Source organism: Massilia sp. CFBP9012 (assembly GCF_034045115.1).
In the GTDB taxonomy this organism is placed as follows: Bacteria; Pseudomonadota; Gammaproteobacteria; order Burkholderiales; family Burkholderiaceae_D; genus Telluria.
Map to the genome: position 1 here is coordinate 41,752 of NZ_JAXCWM010000011.1, position 21,743 is coordinate 63,494.

At 63.8% G+C, this 21,743-nt stretch carries 20 protein-coding genes; 15 read left to right on the top strand and 5 right to left on the bottom strand.

Annotated features, from left to right (window positions below):
- Positions 1-15: 15 nt before the first annotated feature.
- Positions 16-933 carry a LysR family transcriptional regulator gene (locus tag SOM61_RS18395; protein WP_320475427.1) on the top strand — a complete coding sequence of 306 codons (918 nt, stop codon included), beginning with the start codon at positions 16-18 and terminating at the stop codon, positions 931-933.
- Complete coding sequence (locus SOM61_RS18400) at positions 930-1,793, top strand: hypothetical protein (protein WP_320475428.1); 864 nt, start codon at positions 930-932, stop codon at positions 1,791-1,793. Before SOM61_RS18395 ends, SOM61_RS18400 begins: the two co-directional genes overlap by 4 nt.
- A gap of 7 nt (positions 1,794-1,800) precedes the next feature.
- Here SOM61_RS18400 and SOM61_RS18405 read toward each other — a convergent pair whose 3' ends face one another.
- Complete coding sequence (locus tag SOM61_RS18405) at positions 1,801-1,953, bottom strand: DUF1731 domain-containing protein (RefSeq protein WP_320475429.1); 153 nt, start codon at positions 1,951-1,953, stop codon at positions 1,801-1,803.
- Between the two features lie 350 nt (positions 1,954-2,303).
- Between SOM61_RS18405 and SOM61_RS18410 the strand changes: the two genes are divergently transcribed.
- From SOM61_RS18410 to SOM61_RS18455, 10 genes are all read left to right on the top strand, one after another.
- Positions 2,304-3,728: an SLC13 family permease gene (locus SOM61_RS18410; RefSeq protein ID WP_320475430.1), complete on the top strand. Its 1,425-nt coding sequence runs from the start codon at positions 2,304-2,306 to the stop codon at positions 3,726-3,728.
- Positions 3,729-3,750: 22 nt separating this feature from the next.
- A complete protein-coding gene (gene mdcA / locus SOM61_RS18415) occupies positions 3,751-5,418 on the top strand; it encodes a malonate decarboxylase subunit alpha (protein WP_320475431.1) in 1,668 nt (555 codons plus the stop codon).
- A 10-nt stretch (positions 5,419-5,428) separates the two neighbouring features.
- Positions 5,429-5,755, top strand: coding sequence for a malonate decarboxylase acyl carrier protein (mdcC, locus tag SOM61_RS18420; protein WP_147936526.1), 327 nt, complete (start codon positions 5,429-5,431; stop codon positions 5,753-5,755).
- Positions 5,752-6,651, top strand: coding sequence for a biotin-independent malonate decarboxylase subunit beta (locus SOM61_RS18425; RefSeq protein ID WP_320475432.1), 900 nt, complete (start codon positions 5,752-5,754; stop codon positions 6,649-6,651). The genes mdcC and SOM61_RS18425 overlap by 4 nt, the downstream gene beginning before the upstream one ends.
- A 2-nt stretch (positions 6,652-6,653) precedes the next feature.
- Positions 6,654-7,370 carry a biotin-independent malonate decarboxylase subunit gamma gene (locus tag SOM61_RS18430; protein WP_320475433.1) on the top strand — a complete coding sequence of 239 codons (717 nt, stop codon included), beginning with the start codon at positions 6,654-6,656 and terminating at the stop codon, positions 7,368-7,370.
- Positions 7,354-8,034 (top strand): malonate decarboxylase holo-[acyl-carrier-protein] synthase, encoded by a 681-nt coding sequence (gene mdcG, locus SOM61_RS18435; RefSeq protein ID WP_320475434.1) that lies wholly within the window; start codon positions 7,354-7,356, stop codon positions 8,032-8,034. The genes SOM61_RS18430 and mdcG overlap by 17 nt, the downstream gene beginning before the upstream one ends.
- Entirely contained in the window at positions 8,022-8,909 is an 888-nt protein-coding gene (mdcB, locus tag SOM61_RS18440) for a triphosphoribosyl-dephospho-CoA synthase MdcB (protein ID WP_414675026.1), read from the top strand. Before mdcG ends, mdcB begins: the two co-directional genes overlap by 13 nt.
- 1 nt (position 8,910) lies before the next feature.
- Positions 8,911-9,840 carry an ACP S-malonyltransferase gene (locus SOM61_RS18445; RefSeq protein ID WP_320475435.1) on the top strand — a complete coding sequence of 310 codons (930 nt, stop codon included), beginning with the start codon at positions 8,911-8,913 and terminating at the stop codon, positions 9,838-9,840.
- A gap of 130 nt (positions 9,841-9,970) precedes the next feature.
- Positions 9,971-10,099 (top strand): hypothetical protein, encoded by a 129-nt coding sequence (locus tag SOM61_RS18450; RefSeq protein ID WP_320475436.1) that lies wholly within the window; start codon positions 9,971-9,973, stop codon positions 10,097-10,099.
- A 265-nt stretch (positions 10,100-10,364) separates the two neighbouring features.
- The gene (locus SOM61_RS18455; protein WP_320475437.1) at positions 10,365-11,618 is read left to right on the top strand and encodes an acetamidase/formamidase family protein; all 1,254 of its coding nucleotides are present in this window, start codon (positions 10,365-10,367) and stop codon (positions 11,616-11,618) included.
- Between the two features lie 4 nt (positions 11,619-11,622).
- Here the strand turns inward: SOM61_RS18455 and SOM61_RS18460 are convergent, their stop codons facing one another.
- The 3 genes from SOM61_RS18460 to SOM61_RS18470 form a co-directional block, all read right to left on the bottom strand.
- Entirely contained in the window at positions 11,623-13,941 is a 2,319-nt protein-coding gene (locus SOM61_RS18460) for an arylsulfatase (protein WP_320475438.1), read from the bottom strand.
- Between the two features lie 18 nt (positions 13,942-13,959).
- Entirely contained in the window at positions 13,960-15,375 is a 1,416-nt protein-coding gene (locus SOM61_RS18465) for a DUF1254 domain-containing protein (protein WP_320475439.1), read from the bottom strand.
- Between the two features lie 103 nt (positions 15,376-15,478).
- The gene (locus SOM61_RS18470) at positions 15,479-16,630 is read right to left on the bottom strand and encodes a GNAT family N-acetyltransferase (protein WP_320475440.1); all 1,152 of its coding nucleotides are present in this window, start codon (positions 16,628-16,630) and stop codon (positions 15,479-15,481) included.
- A 64-nt stretch (positions 16,631-16,694) separates the two neighbouring features.
- On the opposite strand from SOM61_RS18470, the gene SOM61_RS18475 reads away from it, so the two are divergent.
- The 3 genes from SOM61_RS18475 (at position 16,695) to SOM61_RS18485 (ending at position 21,058) form a co-directional block, all read left to right on the top strand.
- The gene (locus SOM61_RS18475) at positions 16,695-18,743 is read left to right on the top strand and encodes an NAD(+) synthase (protein WP_320475441.1); all 2,049 of its coding nucleotides are present in this window, start codon (positions 16,695-16,697) and stop codon (positions 18,741-18,743) included.
- A gap of 26 nt (positions 18,744-18,769) precedes the next feature.
- A complete protein-coding gene (locus tag SOM61_RS18480) occupies positions 18,770-19,108 on the top strand; it encodes a P-II family nitrogen regulator (RefSeq protein WP_005669566.1) in 339 nt (112 codons plus the stop codon).
- 477 nt (positions 19,109-19,585) lie between these two features.
- The gene (locus tag SOM61_RS18485) at positions 19,586-21,058 is read left to right on the top strand and encodes a hypothetical protein (RefSeq protein ID WP_320475442.1); all 1,473 of its coding nucleotides are present in this window, start codon (positions 19,586-19,588) and stop codon (positions 21,056-21,058) included.
- Between the two features lie 29 nt (positions 21,059-21,087).
- Here the strand turns inward: SOM61_RS18485 and SOM61_RS18490 are convergent, their stop codons facing one another.
- Positions 21,088-21,693, bottom strand: coding sequence for a trimeric intracellular cation channel family protein (locus tag SOM61_RS18490; protein WP_005669569.1), 606 nt, complete (start codon positions 21,691-21,693; stop codon positions 21,088-21,090).
- Between the last annotated feature and the right edge of the window lie 50 nt (positions 21,694-21,743).

A 21,743-nucleotide genomic window follows, 5' to 3' on the forward strand; every position in this document is an offset into this window, starting at 1 on the left:
TTTGTAAGGGCCCCCATGCGCAGCCAGATCAGCGACGACATCACCTTCCGCAAACTCGAGATCCTGCTGGCCTATATGGAGGGCGGCAACCTGAACGCCGCCGCGCGCATGCTCGACATCAGCGCGGTGAGCGTGCACCGCGCGCTGCATTCGCTCGAGGAGGGCATGAGCTGCCAGCTGTTCAGCCTCCAGGGCCGCAACCTGATCCCGAACGAGGCGGCCCAGGTGCTGGCCGAGGTGAGCCGCGAAGTAGTCAAGCTGATGGCGGACGGGATCGCCGCCACGCGCTCGGCGGCCGGCTATTCGGCCGACCACCTCAGGATCGGCTCCTTGTATTCGCTGACCACCGGGGCCATCCCCGAAGTCATCATCGGCATCAAGCTGCGCAAGCAGGAAATCGAGACCGAGCTCGTGCTGGGTTCGAACGCCGAACTGCTGCATAAGCTGAAGCAGAACGCGATCGACGCGGCGCTGATGGGCATGCCCGATCCCGACCCCGAGATCGAATCGATCCCGCTGTTCGAGGATGAGGTGTTCTTCGCCGCGCCGGCCGGCTCGCCCTATGCGAATATGAAGGAAGTCGACCTGCGTGCCTGCGCGGCCGAGAAATTCGTATGCCTGAAGGATGGCTTCGTGACCCTCACGGGCTTCCAGGAAGCCTTCCGCATCGCCGGCTATGCGCCGACCATCGTCACCCGCGTGGGCGACATCTTCTCGCTGATGAACCTGGTGGCGGCCGGCATCGGCTACACCTTGCTGCCGGGCCGGGTGCGCAATGCCTTCGGCGACAAGGTACAGCTGATCCCCCTGAAAGCCGACTACCACATGCAGCAGACCATCGGCCTGAGCTTCTTGCGGGTGCGCGAACGCGATCCCAATCTGCTGGCGCTGGCGGCCGTGTGCCGCATGCTGAAGCACCGAACGCCCACATGAAGCGGCTGGCGCCAGACGCATCGCGCAAGCGCATCGGCTTGTCCATCGCGCTTGCCGGCATGTTCGCTGCGAGCGATTGCCATGCTCACACTCCGGTGTTCTTCGACCTCGATTCGCTGTTCATGCTGGTGCTAGGGTATGCTGCGGGACTGTTGGCACTCATCGTCGGCATCGTGGTGTCGAAGCATCGAATGGTCTGGTGTTGCGTGCTGCTCGTCTTCGCCATTTCTCCCTTCGCCCTGTTCTTCATTGGCGGCGCCATCTACAAATCGAGCAATGAGGCGAGCATGGAGCGGGAAAAGCGTGGGCACGCCACCAATATCGAGGCGTTCACCGCCTTCTGCCTGCAGCGGCAGCGGGTGGTCGACTGGCGCGTGCCGGGCGCCGCCAGCGCAACACTGCGCGTGCGGACCGAGAAAGGCATCCCGGCGAGCCCGCACGCGTTCGGCGCGCATTCGATCCGCCTGCACCTGGCCCGAAATCCGCGCCTGTGCGAACAGACTGGGCTGGGCTACCTGGAAGAAGTCCACGACCCCGTACCGGCGGACGGCCAACCCGGCGCGCGCCGGGTGCACACCTATACAGCCTGCGGGGACGGTGGCGTGAGGATATCGGAGCAAACCGGCGCCCGTTTCGAACTCGTCGTCGGTGAGACGGTCGAGCGCAGGCAGGTGCCCTGGCGCAGCGGAATGAACAGGTGGATGGCCAGCTCCTCCGTCCGGGTGACGGATTTGAAGACCGGAACGACGCTCGCGCGCGACACCCTCTATCGACTGTATCCCAAAGACGTGGGAAGCACATGCCCGGAGCCGATAGAGCAGGTCGCCGCGCTGATCGCGGACGCCTTTCCGAAAGAATGACAGGCCCTTACCGCAGGCTGTTCAAGGCCCCCACCAGCTCGGAATAGCGAAACACGAAGCCTTCGCGCTGCAAGCGCGCCGGCGTCACGCGCTGGCCCTTTAGCAGCAGGTCGGCCTGTGCGCCAAGCGCGAGTCGTAGCGGCCCGCCCGGCGTCGGCACGAAGCAGGAACGGTTCAGGATGCGTGCCGCGGTCTGGCTGAACCCGGCCTGCGTGACCTGCTCGGGCGCGGTGAAATTGCTGAAAGAAAGGTCAAGCGAAGCCTCTCGATGACTCTGCGCGGCAGTAAAGCTTCCGCTGACAGTAAACGTCGCCGAGCGAGCGTAATTGATCTTGGCGGCGATCGGGTTTACCTTGGCGTCACAAATAGCTTACAAAGAGCATAACTAAGAGCATGACCCCGGCCCGCCGCCCGGATCCAGGGCGGTCGCGGCATGGGATCATGTATTGGAGACGTACCACCCGCGGTCAACCGGTTGGAGCCGGCGCCGCACCTCGAAGGAGCCTTGCCGTGTCCTCTCATGTCATTGCAATCTGCGTGCTGGCGCTGATGTTCATCGTCGCCACCGCCATGCCCATCAATATGGGTGTCATTGCCTTCGTTGGCGCCTTCCTTGTCGGCACCCTGGTCGCCGGCATGGAAACCAAGACCATCATGTCCGGCTACCCGGCCGAACTATTCCTGACCCTGGTCGGCATCACCTTCCTGTTCGCCCAGGCCCAGAACAACGGCACCATCGACTGGCTGGTGCGGCTCGCGGTGCGCGCCGTCGGCGGGCGCATCGCGGCCATCCCGTGGGTGATGTTCTTCATCACCGCCTTGCTCACCTCGGTGGGCGCCGTCAGCCCGGCGGCGGTGGCAATCATCGCCCCGATCGCGCTGGGCTTCGCGGCCAAGTACAAGATCAATCCCCTCATGATGGGCCTCTTGGTGATCCACGGCGCCCAGGGCGGCGGCTTCTCGCCGATCAGCATCTACGGGGGCATCACCAACAAGGTCGTGCTGGAAGCGGGGCTGCCGATCTCGCCGCTGACCACCGCCTTCACCAGCCTGGGCGTCAACCTGGCGGTGTCGGTGCTGCTGTTCTTCGTGTTCGGCGGCGCCAAACTGATGCGCCAGCAGGTGCCGAAGGCCGAGCGCTCGGGCAAGGGCCTGCCGGTTTCTCCCTTCGGTCCGCCGGTCGCGGTGGCGGCCCAGGGCCCGCAGATCTACGGCGACGCCGAGAATGAATCGGCCAGCGAAGAGCGCCTGACCAAGGAACGTTCGAGCGCCGCCGTCGGTGCCGTGGGCGCCACTGGCTCGGGTAGCGCGGCCGGCCATGCCGCGGTCGACCTGAACGAAGGCCCGACCTTCCACCAGATGTTCACCGTGGTCGGTCTGGTCGCGCTGGCCGTGCTGACCCTGCTGTACAAACTCGACATCGGTTTTGTGGCCATCACCATCGGCCTGTTGATCTCGATCCTGTCGCCGCAGGTGCAGAAACGCGCCATCGGCCAGGTGTCGTGGCCAGAGATCATGCTGATCGTCGGCGTATCGACCTATGTCGGCGTGATGCAGAAGATGGGCACCATCACCTGGGTCGGCGACAGTGCCGCCAGCCTGGCTTCGCCGCTGACCGTGGCCTTGCTGCTGCTGTTCGTCGGTGCGGTTGTCTCGGCCTTCGCTTCCTCGACCGCGGTGCTGGGCTCCCTGATCCCGCTGGCGGTGCCGTTCCTGGCCTCGGGCACCGGCGTCGACCCGATCGGCTTCATCGCTGCCATGGCGGTCGCATCGACCATCGTCGATGTCAGCCCGTTCTCGACCAACGGTGCGCTCGTGCTGGCCAGCGCCCAGGGCATCGACCGCGACGTCTTCTTGCGACAGCTGATGATCTATGGCGGTATCGTGACCCTGGTGGCGCCGGTCGTGCTGTGGGTGCTGTTCGTGGTGTTCTAAAGTTGCATTAATAGGAAATCACATGAATCAAAGTGAAGGCCGCTGGACCACCCAGCAACGCAACCGCGGCGATCGCCTGGCACGGGTCCAGGCGGCGCTCGGCGGGGCGCTGGACGGCAAGATCGTCCAGGCCGCGCACATCGTCGACCTGCTCAATGCCGTGCTGGAGCCGGGCGACCGGGTCTGCCTGGAAGGGAACAACCAGAAGCAGGCCGACTTCCTGGGCAAGGCGCTCACGAAAGTCGACACCAGCCGCGTGCATGACCTGCACATGCTGCTGTCAGTGCTGTCGCTGCCCGAGCACCTGGACGTGTTCGACAAGGGGATCGCCTCCAAGCTGGATTTCTCGTTCTCCGGCCCGCAGGCCGGCCGCCTGGCCAAGCTGGCGCAGGCCGGCAAGCTCAATATCGGCGCGATCCACACTTACCTGGAACTGTTCGCGCGCTACTTCATCGACCTCACGCCGCGCGTGGCGCTGGTGGCGGCCGAGATGGCCGACCGCGAGGGTAATCTGTACACCGGCCCGAACACCGAGGACACGCCGGCCATCGCCGAAGCGACCGCCTTCAAGAGCGGCATCGTGATCGCCCAGGTCAACCAGATCGTCGACAAGCTGCCGCGCGTGGACATCCCGGGCGACTGGGTCGGCTACGTGGTGCAGTCGCCGACCCCGTACTACATCGAGCCCCTGTTTACGCGCGATCCGGCCCAGATCTCCGAGATCCAGGTCTTGATGGCGATGATGGCGATCAAGGGCATCTACGCCGAGTACGAGATCGAGCGCCTGAACCACGGCATCGGCTTCGACACCGCCGCCATCGAACTGTTATTGCCGACCTATGCGGCCAGCCTCGGGCTGAAAGGGAAGATCGCGCGCCACTGGGCGCTCAATCCCCATCCGGCCCTGATCCCGGCGATCGAAGCGGGCTTCGTGGAATCGGTGCACTCCTTCGGCTCCGAACTGGGCATGGAAAAATACATCAGCGCGCGGCCGGACGTGTTCTTCGTCGGACCGGACGGCTCGATGCGCAGCAACCGCGCGTTCTCCCAGGCGGCCGGCCACTATGCCTGCGATATGTTCATCGGCTCGACCCTGCAGATCGATTTGCAGGGCAACTCGTCGACCGCGACCCTGGGCCGCATTGCGGGCTTCGGCGGCGCGCCGAATATGGGCGCCGATGCGCGCGGCCGGCGTCACCCGAGCAAGGCCTGGCTCAAGGCGGGCGAGCAGGCGCGGCAGGGGCGCAACGTGATCCCGCGCGGGCAGAAGCTGGTGGTGCAGATGGTCGAGACCTTCCGCGAGCACATGGCGCCGGCGTTTGTCGAAAAACTCGACGCCTGGCAGCTGGCCGAGCAGGCGAATATGGCGATCCCGCCGGTAATGATCTATGGCGACGACGTGACCCATATCCTGACCGAGGAGGGCATCGCCAACCTGCTGCTGTGCCGCACCGAGGAAGAACGCGAGCAGGCGATCCGCGGCGTGGCCGGCTACACGCCGGTGGGCATGGCGCGCGACAAGCGCATGGTCGAGAACCTGCGCGATCGCGGCATCGTCCAGCGCCCCGAAGACCTGGGCATCGACAAACGGATGGCGACCCGCGACCTGCTGGCCGCCAAGAACATGAAGGGCCTGGTGCGCGCATCCGGCGGCCTGTACGATCCGCCGAAGCGCTTCAGGAACTGGTGAGGAAACAACCATGGAAACGTTGAAATACCGTTTCGAGCAGGGCAGGCGTTCGCTGGCCGGCATGCCGCAGCTGGTGGGCGTGGTCGGCTCGGGCAATCTCGAAGTATTGATCGAGCCGTCACCCTTGCAGGGTGCGTGCGAGATCGAGGTGCGCACCGCGGCCGTCGGCTTCGGCGCCACCTGGCAGGCCGTGATGGCCGACTTTCACGATCGCTGGAGTCTCGCCGACGCGCGCATCAGCATCAACGATATGGGCGCCACGCCGGCCGTGGTCAGCCTGCGGCTGGACCAGGCGGTGGAGTCGCTGACTGGCGCATTTTCAAAGGACTCGCCATGAGTAGTTACCAGGAACTGACGGCGCGCCAGCGCATTCCGGCGATGTTCGACGCCGGCAGCTTCGAGGAATTCCTGCCGCCGAGCGAACGGGTGGCGAGCCCGCACCTGGCCCAGCTGGACGCGCCGGTGTCGTTCGACGACGGCGTCGTCGTTGGCCGCGGCAAGCTCGATGGCAAGCTGGTGTTCGGCGCCGCGCAAGAGGGCGGTTTCATGGGCGGCGCGGTGGGCGAGGTCCACGGCGCCAAGCTGGTGGGCATGCTGCGCCGCGCGATCGACGAGAACGCGCATGCGGTGCTGTTGCTGCTGGAATCGGGCGGGGTGCGTCTGCACGAGGCCAATGCCGGCCTGATCGCGGTGTCGGAAGTGATGCGCGCCATGCTCGACGTGCGCGCGGCCGGCATCCCGGTGGTGGCGGTGGTGGGCGGCGCCAATGGCTGCTTCGGCGGCATGGGCATCGCGGCGCGCTGCGCCAACAGCGTCATCATGTCCGAAGAAGGGCGGCTGGCGATGTCCGGCCCCGAAGTGATCGAGACCGCGAATGGGGTCGAGGAATTCGATTCGCGCGACCGTGCGCTGGTCTGGCGCACCACGGGCGGCAAGCACCGCTACCTGCTGGGCGATTGCCAGGTGCTGGTGGCGGACGAGTCGGACGCCTTCCGCACGGCCGCCATCGCGGCGATCGCCGAGCTGCGTGGCGGCGAAGTGCGCCTGACGCTCGAGGGACTGCTGGCCGAACAGGCCATGCTGGCGCGGCGCCTGGACGACAGCGCGGGTCTGGCCGAACCGATGGACGTGTGGAAGAAACTGGGCGTGCCGGAGCCGGCCAGGGTGCCGATGCTGGAGGCCGACGCCTTCCTCGACATGGCGGCGCAATACCGCGCCACAACGGGAGATTGACGATGGATTGGCAGCTACTTACGACCCAGCTTTTCCCCTGCGGTCACGACGTCGTCGAACGCGACAATTTTTTATCGGGCACGGCGCAAGTCGACGGCAAGCCGGTCGCCGTGATCGGCACCACCGGCCACACGCCGATCGGCATCGAGATCGCGCTGGCCCAGGCGCAGGCGATCCTCAAGACGGTGCAGGAGCATCCCGGCCGGGCGATCCTGATCCTGGTCGACACGCAAGGCCAGCGCCTGCGCCACCGCGACGAAATGTTGGGCATCAACAGCTATATGGCTCACCTGGGCAAGTGCGTCGACCTGGCGCGCCGCCAGGGCCATACCGTGATCGGCCTGGTGTACGACCAGGCGCTGTCGGGCGGTTTCATCACCAGCGGCCTGATCGCGAGCGCCTGCTATGCGCTGCCGCAGTCGACCATCCGCGTGATGGGCCTGCCGGCGATGGCGCGCATCACCAAGGTGCCCGAGGAACGCCTGACCGAGCTGGCCCGGGACAATCCGGTATTCGCGCCGGGCCCCGAAAACTATCTGCGCATGGGCGGCCTGCACGGCATCTGGGACGACGATCTCGCCGGGCAGCTGGTGCGCGCGCTGGGCGATGCCACGGATGAAGACCGGCGCATGGCGCTGGGCCTGGAGCGGGGCGGGCGCCTGCTGGCGCAGCCGGTCGCCGAAGCGGTGCGGAGCGGCGGCCATGTTCGCGCGGCATGACCTGGTCTGGCTGACACGCCGCGGCTGGCAGCGCGTGCGCGCCAGCGCGCCCGAGGCGGCGCTGGCCGCGCTCGACCGCTGGCGCGACGGCGGCTGGCCGGCCGTGGTGCGGCGCGCCGAGGCCGAGATGGCGGCCAACGAGGTGGCGATTGGTTTCCCGCTGCCGCCACGGCCCGAGGAGGGCGGTAAACTGAAGTTCGGCTGCCGGGTCGAGCTGTCCGATATCGGCCGCCGCACGCGCGCCTTGCCGCTGGTCGCGGCCCTGGACGCGGTGCCGGAGCAGTGGCGCGAGAGCCTGGCCCTGCTCGAAAGCCAGGCTGCGGAGGCCGGCGTGGGCCTGGCAACGTATGGCTCGGTGGCGCTGGCGGCGCTGACCGGCCAGTACTATTTGACGCCGCATTCCGACATCGACGTGCTGCTCCAGCCCACCAGCCGGCGCCAGCTGATGAAGGGGCTGGACCTGCTGGCCTGGCATGCGGGCATCCTGCCGCTCGATGGCGAAGTGGTGTTCCCCGATGGGCGCGCAGTGGCCTGGAAGGAGCTGCGCGCGGCCTTTGCCGGCGCGCCGGGCACGCGCGTGCTGACCAAGGGACTGCACCGGATCGCGCTGGTGCTGCCTGAAGAACTGATTGCGACGCTGGAGGAAGAGACGTGCCCGAATTGATTGCCCTGCACACGACGCCGGCGCCGCACCGGCTGGCCGTCATCGCCGAGCGCGCGTTCTGCCAGCGCATTGCGCGCCTGGCCGTGCGCAGCCTGTACGCCGAACTGGCCCTGTATCCGAAGCCCGGCCTGGTTTCGTTCGTCGACAACGGCAGCCACACCGATATGACGGCCGCGACCTTCTTGCGCAGCATGTTCGCGCTGCGCCGCTATTTTCTGAACATCACACACGCGGGCATGCGCGATGCGCCGTTCCATGTGCTCAAGCGGCTCGGCATCGATGCCGAGGCACGCATGCTGCGCGCCACCGCCGGCATCAATACCCATCGCGGTGCGATCTTTTGCCTCGGCATGCTGTGCGCGGCAATCGGGCGCTGTCACGCCAGTGGCGCGGCGCTGACGGCAGGCAGAGTGCACGCCACGCTCCTTGATGGCTGGGGGCGCGAACTCGGCGCGCACAGTGGCGCCACCGATACGCAGTCGAATGGGATCCGGGCGCGGTCGGCCTACGCGGCGAGCGGCGCACGCGAGGAGGGCGCGCGCGGCTTCCCGTCGGTCTTTCATATCGGCCTGCCGGCTCTGCGCCGCACGCTTGCCGCTGGCCGCGGCATCCGGGAGGCACGCATCGATGCGCTATTCGCCCTGATGGCCCATATCAGCGATACAAATGTCTACCATCGGGGCGGCCTTGACGGCGCCATGACCGTGCGGCGCCAGGCGCGCGCCTTCGTCGCGCGCGGCGGCACCGCCAGCCCGGATTGGGAAGCGCGGGCGCGGGCCTGTCACCGGGACTTTGTCGCCGCACGCTTGTCGCCGGGCGGCGCGGCCGACCTGCTGGGCGCGGCCTGCCTGCTGCAGGCCGTGACGGTCGATTAGCATGGCGGGACGGCTCGCCATCCTGTGCCCGGGGCAGGGCGCCCAGCATGCCGGCATGTTCGACCTGGCGCGCATGGACCCTGGCGCCAGCGGCCTGCTGGACCAATGGTTCAGCGACCCGCAACTGGCGCCGGTGCTGCGCGCTTCAGTGGAGAGCGAAGAGCGTTTCGCGAACCGCATCGCCCAGCCGTCCATCGTCGCGGCGACCCTGGCGATGTGGACCGCCTTGCGCGACCGGCTGCCAGAACCGGCGCTGGTCGCAGGCTACAGCATCGGCGAATTGTCGGCCTATGGCGTCGCGGGCGCGCTTGGCCCGGACGATGCGGTGAAGCTGGCGGTTGAGCGGGCGCGCCTGATGGATGCGTGCCTGGAGGGCGGGCCGGCACAGGCGATGGTCGCGCTGTCCGGCATGCCCGATGGGAGTGTGGAGGCGCTGCTGGCGCGCTTCGGCTTTTACGCCGCCATCGTTACTGGCGACGATGCGCTGGTGGCCGGCGGTCCCGCCGCCCAGGGCGAGGCGCTGGCGCAAGCGGCGCTGGCGGCAGGTGGACGCGCGACCCTGCTGCCGGTCGCCGTGGCGTCGCACACCCCGCTGCTGCAGGCCGCCGTGGCGCCGTTCGCGGCGGTGCTGGACAGCCAGCGCTGGTCGGCGCCGGTCTTCCCGGTCTTGTCCGGCATCTCGGCCGAGCCGGTCATCGATGCGAAGAAGGCAATGTGCGAGCTGCCGCGCCAGATCGCCGAGCCGATCCGTTGGCGCGAATGCATGGACGCGTGTGTCGAAGCCGGCGTCACGGTCGCGCTCGAACTGGGGCCGGGCGCTGCCCTGGCGCGCATGTTGCAAGCGCGCCACCCTGGAATCGCCTGCCGCTCCGTGTCCGAATTCCGTTCCCTTGAAGGGATCCATAGCTGGCTAGGGAGGAAACTCGATTAACATTCACGAAGCTGATGTCTGATATTGTTACTCGGAATTGGAAGTTCGTCCGGGTCGCCTATATAACGGTTGCATAGCAGTCGTTATCGTAGGCGCCGCCATTGTTGGCGGTGCAATCAAGGAGTCGAAAGTGAAGAAGATCGTTATTGCCCTGGTCGCTGCCGCCGGCAGCCGCGCCAAGAGCATCATCCGCAAGCAGGCTGAGGCCGGCAAACCGTTCCAGGAGAATTTCCGCAGCAATGCGGGCGGCTGGAACTAAGCACGTCTGCCGCCAGATCGTCGGCGGCAATGAATTAAAAGCTGGATCCGTATCGCGGACCAGCTTTTTTTTCGTCGGTATTGCTTATCGCAACTCAGATGTATTTGTATAGACGAATGTGCATCATGCTGGAATACTTTTGTCGTCTAATGATAAAGGTGGTGCACTGCCATAGTGCGTTTTCCGCAAGAAAGCGCCGAAACGGTTTGGCATGGTTGTTGCTGTTTAGCAGGTTCCTGCTAAACAGTTCTACATCGGAGCCATCATGAAGTTTCGCACCATCCCTCTCCTGACCGCACTCGCCATTGCAGGTATGGCCCCGCTTGCCGCATCCGCCCAAGCGGCCGATGTCGGCTTCCCCTTGCAACCGCTGGCCGACAAGCCCGGCCGCATCGTCCTGCCCGGCACGCAGCATGAGGTCTATTACGTGCCGTCGACCGTGGAAACGATCCAGTGGGGTTACCTGCCGAATGCGGCCACCAAGCCGGTGCTGTCGATTCCATCGGGCGCCACCATCGTGTTCGACACGCTGTCGCACGAAGGCATGGTGGAAGACCAGGGGCGCGATCCGGTCAAGTACTTCGGCAGCAAGGGCATCCCGGCGAATATGGTGCTCAAGGACGCGATCGCCATCACCGGCTCGAACATGGCCCACGATTTCGCCAAGGACGGCCCGCACATCGTGACCGGTCCAGTCGAGATCCAGGGCGCGGAACCGGGCGACGTGCTGAAAGTCGAGCTGCTGTCGGCCGTGCCGCGCGTGCCGTATGGCGTCGTGTCGAACCGCCACGGCAAGGGCGCGCTGCCGGGTGAGTTCCCCGAAACGCCGAAACCGCGCGCAGACGCGTCGGCGGCCAACCCGGAGGCTTACAACAACGTGTCCGTGTTCACCCCGATCCGCCGCGACAAGGATGGAAAGTGGCAGGGCGTGATGAAGACCAAGGACGGCACCGAGGTGATCTTCCCGACTGCGCCATTCATGGGCACGATGGGCGTGGCGGCGGCAACCACCGCCAAGGTCCATTCGGTCCCGCCTGGTCTGCATGGCGGCAATATGGACATCAACGACCTGGGTGTGGGCACCACCGTGTATTTCCCGGTGCTGGTCAAGGGCGCCAATTTCTACACGGGCGACCCGCACATGGTGCAGGGCGACGGCGAAGTCGCGCTGACCGCGCTCGAGCATTCGATGCGCCCGACCTTCCGCATCACCTTGCTCAAGAAGGGCGACAAGGCCATTCCGTCGAGTTCCGGCAGCCTTGGCCGCCCGATGGGCGAGACCCCGGACCACTGGGTGACGATCGGCCTGAACCCCGACCTCGATGAAGCGATGAAGGATGCGGTGCGCGAGTCGATCCGCTTCCTGACCGAGGTGCTGGGCATGGACCGCGCCACCGCCTATGCCTACCTGAGCGCCGCCTCCGACTTCCAGGTCAGCCAGGTCGTCGACGGCACCAAGGGCGTGCACGGGATGATCCGCAAGTCGGACTTCATCAACGTCACCAGCAAGAAACGCTAAATCCTCAGTCGCGCGCCATGGCGGCGACCAGGTGCGTTTCGACGTCGATGTACAGGTCGCTGCCGACGTCGAAGACGACCTTGTTGATCTTGCCACCAGAGAATGCGAACCTGGGCCGGTAATCGCGCGACACGCCGTCGCCCGAGTCGTAGCCGATGCACAGGCCTTCGCCGGTAATGGCGAAGTGCCCCGTCATCGTGCGGATCTCCGCTTCGGCCACGACCCGTTCATCGACGTACAGGCGCGCCGGGCCGAACGATTCCTTGTATTCGCCCATTCTCTCCTTGATGAACTCGACGCCGACCACGTGTTTGCCGGAGCGGGGCGCGTCGCCCACCAGGCGTTGCTCGGGCGGGATGCCGAGGAAGTTGTAGACGTAGATGAGCTTACCGTTCTTGACGAACAGTGCGTGGCCGCCGAAGCGCGAGCCGTGGGCGAACAGGATGCCCTGGCTGTCGGCGGTGAACTCGACGTCCGCCAGCACCTTGAACGAGACGCCGTGGGTATTGGCGGCGGAATGTTCCGGCACGGTGCTGGTGCCCGGGTAATAGGCGTACTGCCGGCTCGGCGGCACGGGCGGCTTGAACTCCATCTTGAGGATGCCCATGACGCCCAGGTCGGACAGCGGCAGCACATTGTATTTCTTCGCCTCGCTCATCCAGAGCGCGGCCATCTCCTCGACTTTTTCCGGGTGCTGGTCCGCCAGGTCGAGCGCTTCGGAACGGTCTTCGTCCGTATGGAACAGCTGCCAGCGGTCCTTGTCAAAATTGCCGAGGTCAGTGAAGGGACCGTGTTCGGTGACCGCTTTCCAGCCCTTGTGCCAGATGCCGCGGGTGCCCAGCATCTCGTAATACTGGGTGTCCTTGTGCGTGGGTGCATCGGCGTCATCGAAGGAGTAGCGCATGGAGACGCCCGGCAGCGGCGTCTGGGCCACGCCGTCGACCGAAGCCGGCATCGTCACGCCGCAGCATTCGAGGATGGTCGGCACGATGTCGGTGCAGTGGTGGTACTGATGACGCACCTCGCCGCGCGCCTTGATGCCCTTCGGCCAGCAGATGACAAGCGGATCGGCGACGCCGCCCTGGTAGGAGTAGCGCTTGAACATCCGGAACGGGGTCGAGAATGCCGCCGCCCAGCCGGTCGGATAATGGTTGTAGGTCGCCGGTGTACCCAGCTGGTCCAGCATCGCAAGGTTCTGGCCGATATCGTCGGGGAAGCCGTTGGCGAACTTGCCTTCGTTGATCGAGCCATTCGGCGAGCCCTCGCCGGAGGCGCCGTTGTCGGCGCAATACATGACCAGGGTATTGTCGAGCTGCCCCGATTCTTCCAGGTAGTCGACGATTCGGCCGATCTGCACGTCGGTGTACTCGGACATGGCGGCATACACCTCGGCCATGCGGCTGAACAAGGCCTTTTCGTCGGCGTTCAGCGTGTCCCACGGACGCACCGCGTCGAGCGGGCTGAAGGTGCCTTCACGCATCGGGTTGAGCGGCGTGAGCGCGGTGTCCTGGGGAAGAATGCCCTTGTCGATCATGCGCGCCAGCGCCCAGTCGCGATACGCTTCGTAGCCGTCGTCGAACCTGCCCTTGTACTTGTCGATGTATTCCCGGGGCGCGTGGTGCGGCGCATGGTTGGCGCCCGGGCAGAACCACAGGTACCACGGTTTGTCCGGCTCGGTCTGGTGCGAGTCGCGGATGAATTCGAGCGCCTTGCCGGCCAGGTCCTTCGACAGGTGGTAGCCTTCCTCCGGCGAGCAGGGCGGCTCGACATAATGGTTGTCCTCGGCCAGGTCGGGATACCACTGGTTGGTTTCGCCGCCGATGAAGCCGTAGTAGCGGTCGTAGCCCATCGCCAGCGGCCAGCGTTTCTTGGACGCGCCCATGGTCCATTCGTCGACCGGCACGTTATGGTTCTTGCCGACCCAGAAGGTGCTCCAGCCGGCCTCGCGCAGCACCGTGGCCATGGTGGCGCACTCCGGCGGCACGTGCGAGTTATAGCCGGGGAAGCCGCTGGCCGCCTCGGAAATCGTGGCGAAGCCGTTCTGGTGGTGGTTGCGGCCGGTCAGGAAGCACGAGCGCGTGGGCGAACACAGCGCCGTGGTATGCCATTGCGAGTACGTCAATCCGTTGTCGGCCAGGCGCTTGAGCGTTGGCATCTCGATGCCCCCGCCGAAGGGCTCCCATGCCGCCAGGCCGGTATCGTCGTACAGGATGACCAGCACGTTCGGCGCACCCTGCGGCGCGCGGCGCGCCAGGAACGGTTCCCAGTCCGGCTTGGAGTCGCGTACGTCGAGTTCGATTACACCTTTGAAATCGGGGTTCATGTCCGTTCCTTTCGCGCTTCAATCCAGGCGCTCGAAGTCGCCCGGCTTCCAGCTGCCGTCGAAGGCCGCCGGTTCGGGCCCGTAGACGCGGAAATAGGCGAACCACCCGCGTTGCGGGATGGTCTTGATCCAGCGCTCCTCGCATCCGGCCGGGGCGGCTGGCCCGAAGAACAATTCCAGCGCCGCGCCGTCCTGGTCCTTGAGCTCGAACAGCGAGCGCAATGCCGCCTTGTCCTGGTCGGTGCTGACCTGGCTGCGGGTGAGCGCGTCGTAGACCGTCACCGACCAGAACAGCGTGCCCGGCACCGGTAGGGGAATCCGCAGCCGGTACTGCTGCGCGCCGTCGAGGTAGGCGCCGGCGCCGTCGCGCAGGCCGAGCCAGTACACCGAACCGCTGCCCGCGGCGCGCCGGAACATCGCCGGCGAGGCGCCGATCGCCTGGTAGAACCACACCTCGCGCGCGTCGAGGTCGGGATAGGACGGGGTGTCGAAGTCGCCGTTCTCGGGCCGCAGACCGACCCATTCCCACAGGCGGTCGGGCCAGACGATCCGGTCGGGCCGGCGGTCGGCGAACGATTGCACGCACATCTGCACATGGCCGATGCGGGCCGCCTGTTCCAGGATCGCGCGCATGCGCGCGTCCGGCGCGAAGGGTCGGCCCTTGGCGATCCCGAGCGCCGCCAGTTCGCCGTAGTGGCCGTAATAGCCAGGGTAGGCAGGCTCCTCGTCGATCACCTTGTGCAGCACTTCCCAGAAACCGAGCTTGTCTTCCCACTTGAGCGGCGTGGTGTCCTGGGAGCGCGCGGTGAGGTCCGGCCAGCTAGGCTCGCGCCAGTCGGCCGTTGGATGCAGGGGATGGACCTTGATCGCGCGGATGCGCGCGAACGCGGCTTCCAGGTCGCCGCCGACCGGCAGCGAGCGCACACCAACGATCAGGCGGTTGGTCGTTGGGCGCCAGACGTGGTAGCCCTCCGGGATGTCGTCCTCGTATTCGGGCGGCAGCAGCAAGTGCTTTCCGCCTTTTCCGGCATCGGGTCCGGGCACGCCCATGTCGGCCACCCAGCGCTGGTTGACGTCGATCGCGACCACGATCAGCGGGCCGGGCTCCAGTTCGATCACGAATGGCCCGTCGCGCAGGTCGAGCATGATCGGGGCGTAAGGCGTGTCCGAGTTATAGGTGAATCCGACGTGACGCGGCTTGCCGTCGAGGATGCCGAAGACGCGATTGTCGACGACGCCGATCTCCAGGTTGCCATGGACGATGGCGGCGCCCGAGACCGTCGGGTAGAAGAAGCGGTAGGCCTGGACCGCGCGATTCAGGTCGGCATCCAGGTAGGCACGTTCTATCGTGTCCGGTGTCGGAAAGCCGCCGCGCAGCTGGTAGTCGGCGGCATGATCGGGGACTTGCGGTGGGACGGTGGCGTGCAGGTTCATTGGAAGCTCCTCGCCCGCTCCAGGCGTTTCCTTCGGAGTCTAGGCCGGCAGCGCGCTTGTCGCCATTGGACCTTTGGTGCACGCCGCCACCGGCGCTCGCCCTTCAGCGCGCCCGGAACGGGTTGCGCTCGTTCAGCTCATCCATGTAATCGTCGATCCCGCCCGCCTCGCGCTCCAGGAAGCGCTCGACCGCGTCCGCGAACGACGGATGCGCCAGCCAGTGCGCCGACCAGGTGCGGGTTGGCAGGAAGCCGCGTGCCATCTTGTGCTCGCCCTGGGCGCCGCCCTCGAAGGTGGCGATGCCCTGTTCGATGCAGAATTCCAGCGGCTGATAGTAGGCGGCCTCGAAGTGCAGGCAGGGCACGTGATCGAGCGCGCCCCAGTAGCGGCCATACAGCGTGTGTTCATCGTGGATCACCAGTGAGGCCGCGATCGCCCGGCCTTCCTGTTCCGCGATCACCAGCAGGATATTCTCCGGCATCGTTTCTCCAATGCGCAGGAAGAAATCGAGGTTGAGGTAGGGCGTCGAGTGGTGTTCGCGGTAGGTGTTGCGGTAGCAGCGGTTGAACAGCACCCAGTCCTCGCGCGTAGCGTCCACGCCGCGGACCCGGCGCATCGTCACGCCGGCCTGGGCCACCTTGCGCCGCTCGGCGCGGATGTTCTTGCGCTTCTTCTGCTCGAGCGTGGCCAGGAATTCGTCGAAGCTGCGATAGCCCCCGTTCAGCCAGTGGAACTGCACCCCGCTGCGCAGCAGGAAGCCGGCGTCGCGCAGCTGCTGCGCCTCGTCCTCGGGCGGGAACAGCACATGGGTCGACGAGACCTCGGTCGCCCGCTGGGTGGCGCATAGTACGTCGATCAGGGCCGCGCGCGCCTGCGCATCGCGCGCCATCAGGCGTGCCCCCGCCACCGGCGTGAACGGGATCGCGCTCAGGAGTTTGGGGTAATACTCGAGCCCATGGCGCTGATAAGCGTCGGCCCAGGCCCAGTCGAACACGTATTCGCCATACGAGTGGCCCTTGACGTACAGGGGCAGGGCGGCGGCCAGCACGTCCTGTTCGTCGTACAGCAGCAGGAATTGCGGCTGCCAGCCGGTCTCGGGCGAGGCGCTGCCCGAGGCGTGCAGCGCATGCAGGAAGGCGTAGGAGAGAAACGGCGTCGGCGCCGCCTGGGCCTGGACCAGTGCGTCCCAGGAGGCCTGGCCGACTTCGGACAGATCGGAAACGATATGCGTGCGATAATTCAAAATTGCTTCCATTGACGAGGTGAGTGACGACAGGCAGCGATGCGGCCTCGACCTGTCTCACTGCGAAGATCATTTTATGAACAGCCCATTCTTCAATCTCTATTCGCACCATTTCGCCCGCGTCGCGGTGGCCATCCCGCGCGTGCGGATCGCCGACCCGGCGTACAACGCCCTGCAGACCATCGCGCTCGCGCGCCAGGCTGCAGAGCAGGGCGCGGCCCTGGTCGCATTCCCCGAACTGGGCCTGTCCGCCTACACCTGCGACGACCTGTTCCACCAGCGCGCGCTGCTCGACGCCACCCTCGAGGGCCTGGCGGCCATCGTCGATGAGTCAAAAACGCTGCCGTTGGCCATGGTCATCGGCATGCCGCTGCGGGTCAACCACATGCTGTTCAATTGCGGCGTGGTGGTCGCGGGTGGCAAAGTGCTAGGCGTGGTGCCAAAGAGTTTCTTGCCTAATTATGGCGAGTTTTACGAATCCCGGCAGTTCACCCCCGCGGATTGCGCGGCGGTGGACCAGATTGACCTGTTCGGCGCGCTCGTGCCCTTCGGCGCCAACCTGCTGTTCGAAGTCGCCAACCTGCCGCTGCTGCGCTTTCACGTCGAGATCTGCGAGGACGTCTGGGTGCCGGTGCCGCCATCCTCGTTCGCGGCGCTGGCCGGCGCCACGGTGCTGGTCAACCTGTCGGCCTCGAACGTCGTGGTGGGCAAGAGCGGCTACCGCCACCAGCTCGTCGGCCAGCAGTCGGCGCGCTGCATGGCGGCCTATCTGTACACCTCGGCCGGCCGCGGCGAATCGACCACCGACATGGCCTGGGACGGTCAGTCGCTGATCTACGAGAAGGGCGAGCTGCTGGCCGAGTCCGAGCGCTTTGCCGACGACTCGCACATCATCTATGCCGACGTCGACCTGGACCGCCTGTCGACCGAGCGCATGAAGGCGACCACCTTCGCCCAGTCGGCGCGGCGCCATGCCGGTGAGGTGTCGAATTTCCGCGTGATCGGTTTCGAGCTGGATTTACCGTTGGCGCGCACCCTGCCGCTCCAGCGGAAGATCGAGCGATTCCCCTACGTGCCGACCGACGCCGCGCGCCGCGACGAGCGCTGCCTTGAAGTCTATAACATCCAGGTGCAGGCCCTGATCCAGCGCCTGTCGTCGAGCGGCATCGAGAAAGTGGTGATCGGCGTCTCGGGCGGCCTCGACTCGACCCATGCGCTGCTGGTGTGCGCGAAAGTCATGGACCGTCTCGGCCTGCCGCGCACCAACATCCTGGCCTATACAATGCCGGGCTTCGCCACCAGCGGCCGCACGCTCAGGCAGGCGCGCGACCTGATGGCGGCGGTCGGCTGCAGCGCGCAAGAGATCGACATCCGCCCGAGTTGTATCCAGATGCTCAAGGACCTGGGCCACCCCTACATTGAGGGCAAGGCCGAATACGACATCACCTTCGAAAACGTGCAGGCGGGCGAGCGCACCAACCACCTGTTCCGCCTGGCGAACTTCCACAACGGGATCGTGATCGGCACCGGCGACCTGTCCGAGCTGGCGCTGGGTTGGTGCACCTACGGCGTGGGCGACCATATGTCGCACTACAATGTCAACGCCAGCGTGCCCAAGACCCTGATCTCCTACCTGGTGCGCTGGGTGGCCGAGACCGGCGCCGTGGTCGGCGGCGACGCCCAGGTGCTGCTCGACATCCTCGACACCGAGATCAGCCCCGAGCTCGTGCCCGGAGGCGACAACGACGACAAGCCCGCGCAAAGCACGCAGGACCGGATCGGCCCCTACGAGCTGCAGGACTTCAACCTGTTCTACACGCTGCGCTACGGCTACAAGCCGAGCAAGACGGCCTTCCTCGCGTATTCTGCCTGGCACGATCGCGAACTTGGCCGCTGGCCCGAGGAACTGGGCACGCGCAACCAGTACGACATGAAAGCCATCAAGCGCAACCTGTCGATCTTCCTGTTCCGCTTCTTCAAGACCAGCCAGTTCAAGCGCTCCTGCGTGCCAAACGGACCGAAGGTCGGCAATGGCGGCTCGCTGTCCCCGCGCGGCGACTGGCGCGCGCCGTCCGATTCCGAAGCCACCGTGTGGCTGGACGACCTGGCGAACATCCCCGATTAACTTTGGTACATGAAAGGACCAACACCATGAAACAGATTACCTGCGTGATCAAGCCGTTCAAGCTCGACGAAGTGCGCGAAGCGCTGGCCGAGGTGAACGTGACCGGCCTGACCGTGACCGAAGTGAAGGGCTTCGGCCGCCAGAAGGGCCATACCGAGCTGTATCGCGGCGCGGAATACGTGGTCGACTTCCTGCCGAAGGTGAAGATCGAGGTGGTGGTGGACGATCCGATGGCCGAGCAGGTAGTCGACGCCATCATCAAGGCCGCGCGCACCGGCAAGATCGGCGACGGCAAGATATTCGTGCAGAACGTGGAGCAGGTGATTCGTATTCGTACCGGCGAGACTGGCGCGGACGCGGTATAACACCGAACATTTTATTGAGATGGTGACGCAATGTTGCCATCTCTTCTCGCAGCTAACTTCAAGTCCATGGTGCTGCCCTGTGAATCTTCTCGGACTGTCTACTGCTGATCCGGTTTTTATACGTTCGCAAAGTAGCGTTTATGCGGTATGGGTGACCACATAACATCTTCGCGTTTGTAAGTGGGTTTGTACGAGAAACACAAAATATCTTATCTCTTTCTCTCCAGGGACATAGTGGCCAAGATGCCACTAGAGCCAAAACTGACAACCCTCAATTGCATGATCAGCCTTCAAGCCGCTGACTCAAAAGAACTTGGCAATAAAGCCACGAGTTCTTGTGCTTCAACTCCGCAGTTATTTAACTTTACTTCATTTCATGCGATCATGATCTTCTGGCACCATTCGCGGCCATATAAGCTGAATCTAGTCATGTTAGATGTGTAAATCTTACAATTAATAATTGGGAGAGGCAGAGGTATGGGCTATTTTGGCACCGTTGATCAGCGTGAGTTCGATGATTTTAAGAAGGTGGTTTTGACCAATCTTGCAGAGCTAAGAGAGAACATAGACCACCGAGTCAGCGACTCTGAAGAAGTTGCGAAAGCTGCTGCGCTTACCGCGCAAGCGATTGAGTTGCGACTAAAAACCGCTGAAATCGAGGTCAATAGTTATATCCACGCTTTAGAATCCTTTAAGTCAGAAGCATCGGTTGAGGTTGAGTCGATTAGGTCGAGTCAGCAGGCTATAAATGATCTAAGTTCTAATCTTCAGGCGAGAATTGAAGTTTCGGTAGAGTCGCTTGCAGAAATAATCGAATCCAAAGAGCGGCTGGCTAACATCGAAGAGGAAGTTGCTTCGAAAGTCGCACTGTTGACTAAATATCTTGAAGAAGGAAAAAATCTTCCAGCAGGTGTGGAGGCGACAAATCAATTATTAGGCGAATCCCGCGAGGTAATAGCAACAATAAATAAACTTTACGAACATGCTGTGAAGCGCAAAAAAGAAATAGATTCGCTTTATAGTGAGATATACGGTGAGGATCTCCCTGATTCGGAGGGAGGTTATGAGCACACAGATGGCATTAAAGATGCATTAGAGGCCTCTTATAAGTCGATCTTGGTGAGGTTGGAGACGCTTGATCAGGAAATGATCAGTGTGGTGAAAGAGGTTGATGATGAGCATGAGCGACTCATGCAGATGCAGCGGACTCATTTTGAGAGCTTGATAGCACAATCAAATGAAAAGGTTGATTCTATTTATGGTCAGCTGACGGGATTGTTGCCAGGTGCAATGGCTGAGGGCTTAAGTGCTGCATACGATAAAAAAAAGGATGACGAAATCCTGTCTTTGACGGAATTTCAGTACAACTTCAAGCTTGCAATTTTTGGAATGATCTTAGTATCTCTGATTCCTTTGTGTGTTGACTTCTACCTCATATTTTTTGATAATCGAGATCTTATTGAGGTTATTAAAGAAACTCCAGCTATGATCGCAGCTATCCTTCCATTATATTTCCCGATATTGTGGATGGCTCATTCTTCTAATAAAAAATACAACTTATCCAAGAGGTTGATCGAGGAATACACTCACAAGGCGGTTCTGGGTAAGACTTTCTCGGGGTTGTCAAACCAAATAGAATCGTTGCAAAATGTTGGGACTGTGAAGGAAGAGTTGAGAAACCGTTTGTTGCATAACGTACTGCAGGTGAGCGCGGAAAATCCTGGGAAGCTCATTACTGACTACCAAAAATCTGATCACCCATTGATGGAGGCCCTCGAAAACAGTGTGAAGTTGGCGGAGTCGATCTCGAAGCTTTCTAAAATCCCGGGGTTTTCAGCGATGGCGAAGAAAATTACGGAAAGGAATGAAAAGATAAATAAAGAGTTAGATGAGAAAGTGGAGACAGGCTTGGATGACGAGGAGGCATTGAATAAAAATCAGGAAAAATAAGCTGCAAGCCAGATGCGTTGGGGCTTTCTCTACCGCCCCATCCGCATATCGAACTTCCACGTCAGCAGCCTCAGCCCGCTGATGAACAGGCAGCTCGACCACAGCGCGAAGTCGTGCGACACGCCGTACTTGCCCATCAACAGGAACAGCCAGTTGCCGAGGAAGGCGCAGATCGCATACGGTTTGCCGTCCCGGAACACCATCGGCACCTCGTTGCAGACGATGTCGCGCAGCACGCCGCCGAAGATCCCGGTGATCACGCCCATCATCGAGGCGATGAAGATCGGCATTTCGGCCGCCAGCGCGGCCGAGGTCCCGGCAATCGAGAACAAGCCCAGTCCCACCGCGTCGGCCACCACGATCAGGCGTTCCGACACGATCTGGCGCAGCGTGCGGATCAGGGGCGACGCCACCAGCGCCAGCACGAAGATCGCAATCGCGTATTCCTGGTGCGTGACCCAGAACAGGGGACGCTTGTCGAGCAGAATGTCGCGCAGGGTGCCGCCGCCAAAGGCGGTGATGAAGGCTACCGTGAAGACCCCGACCAGATCCATGCGTTTGCGCCGCGCCTCGATGAAGCCGGAAAACGCGCCGACCAGGATCGCCATGATTTCGATGAACTTGATGAGGGTCATGCAGCAGCAGGAAGCGGGAAGTGTTGTTAGACTACCATGCGCCTGCAGAC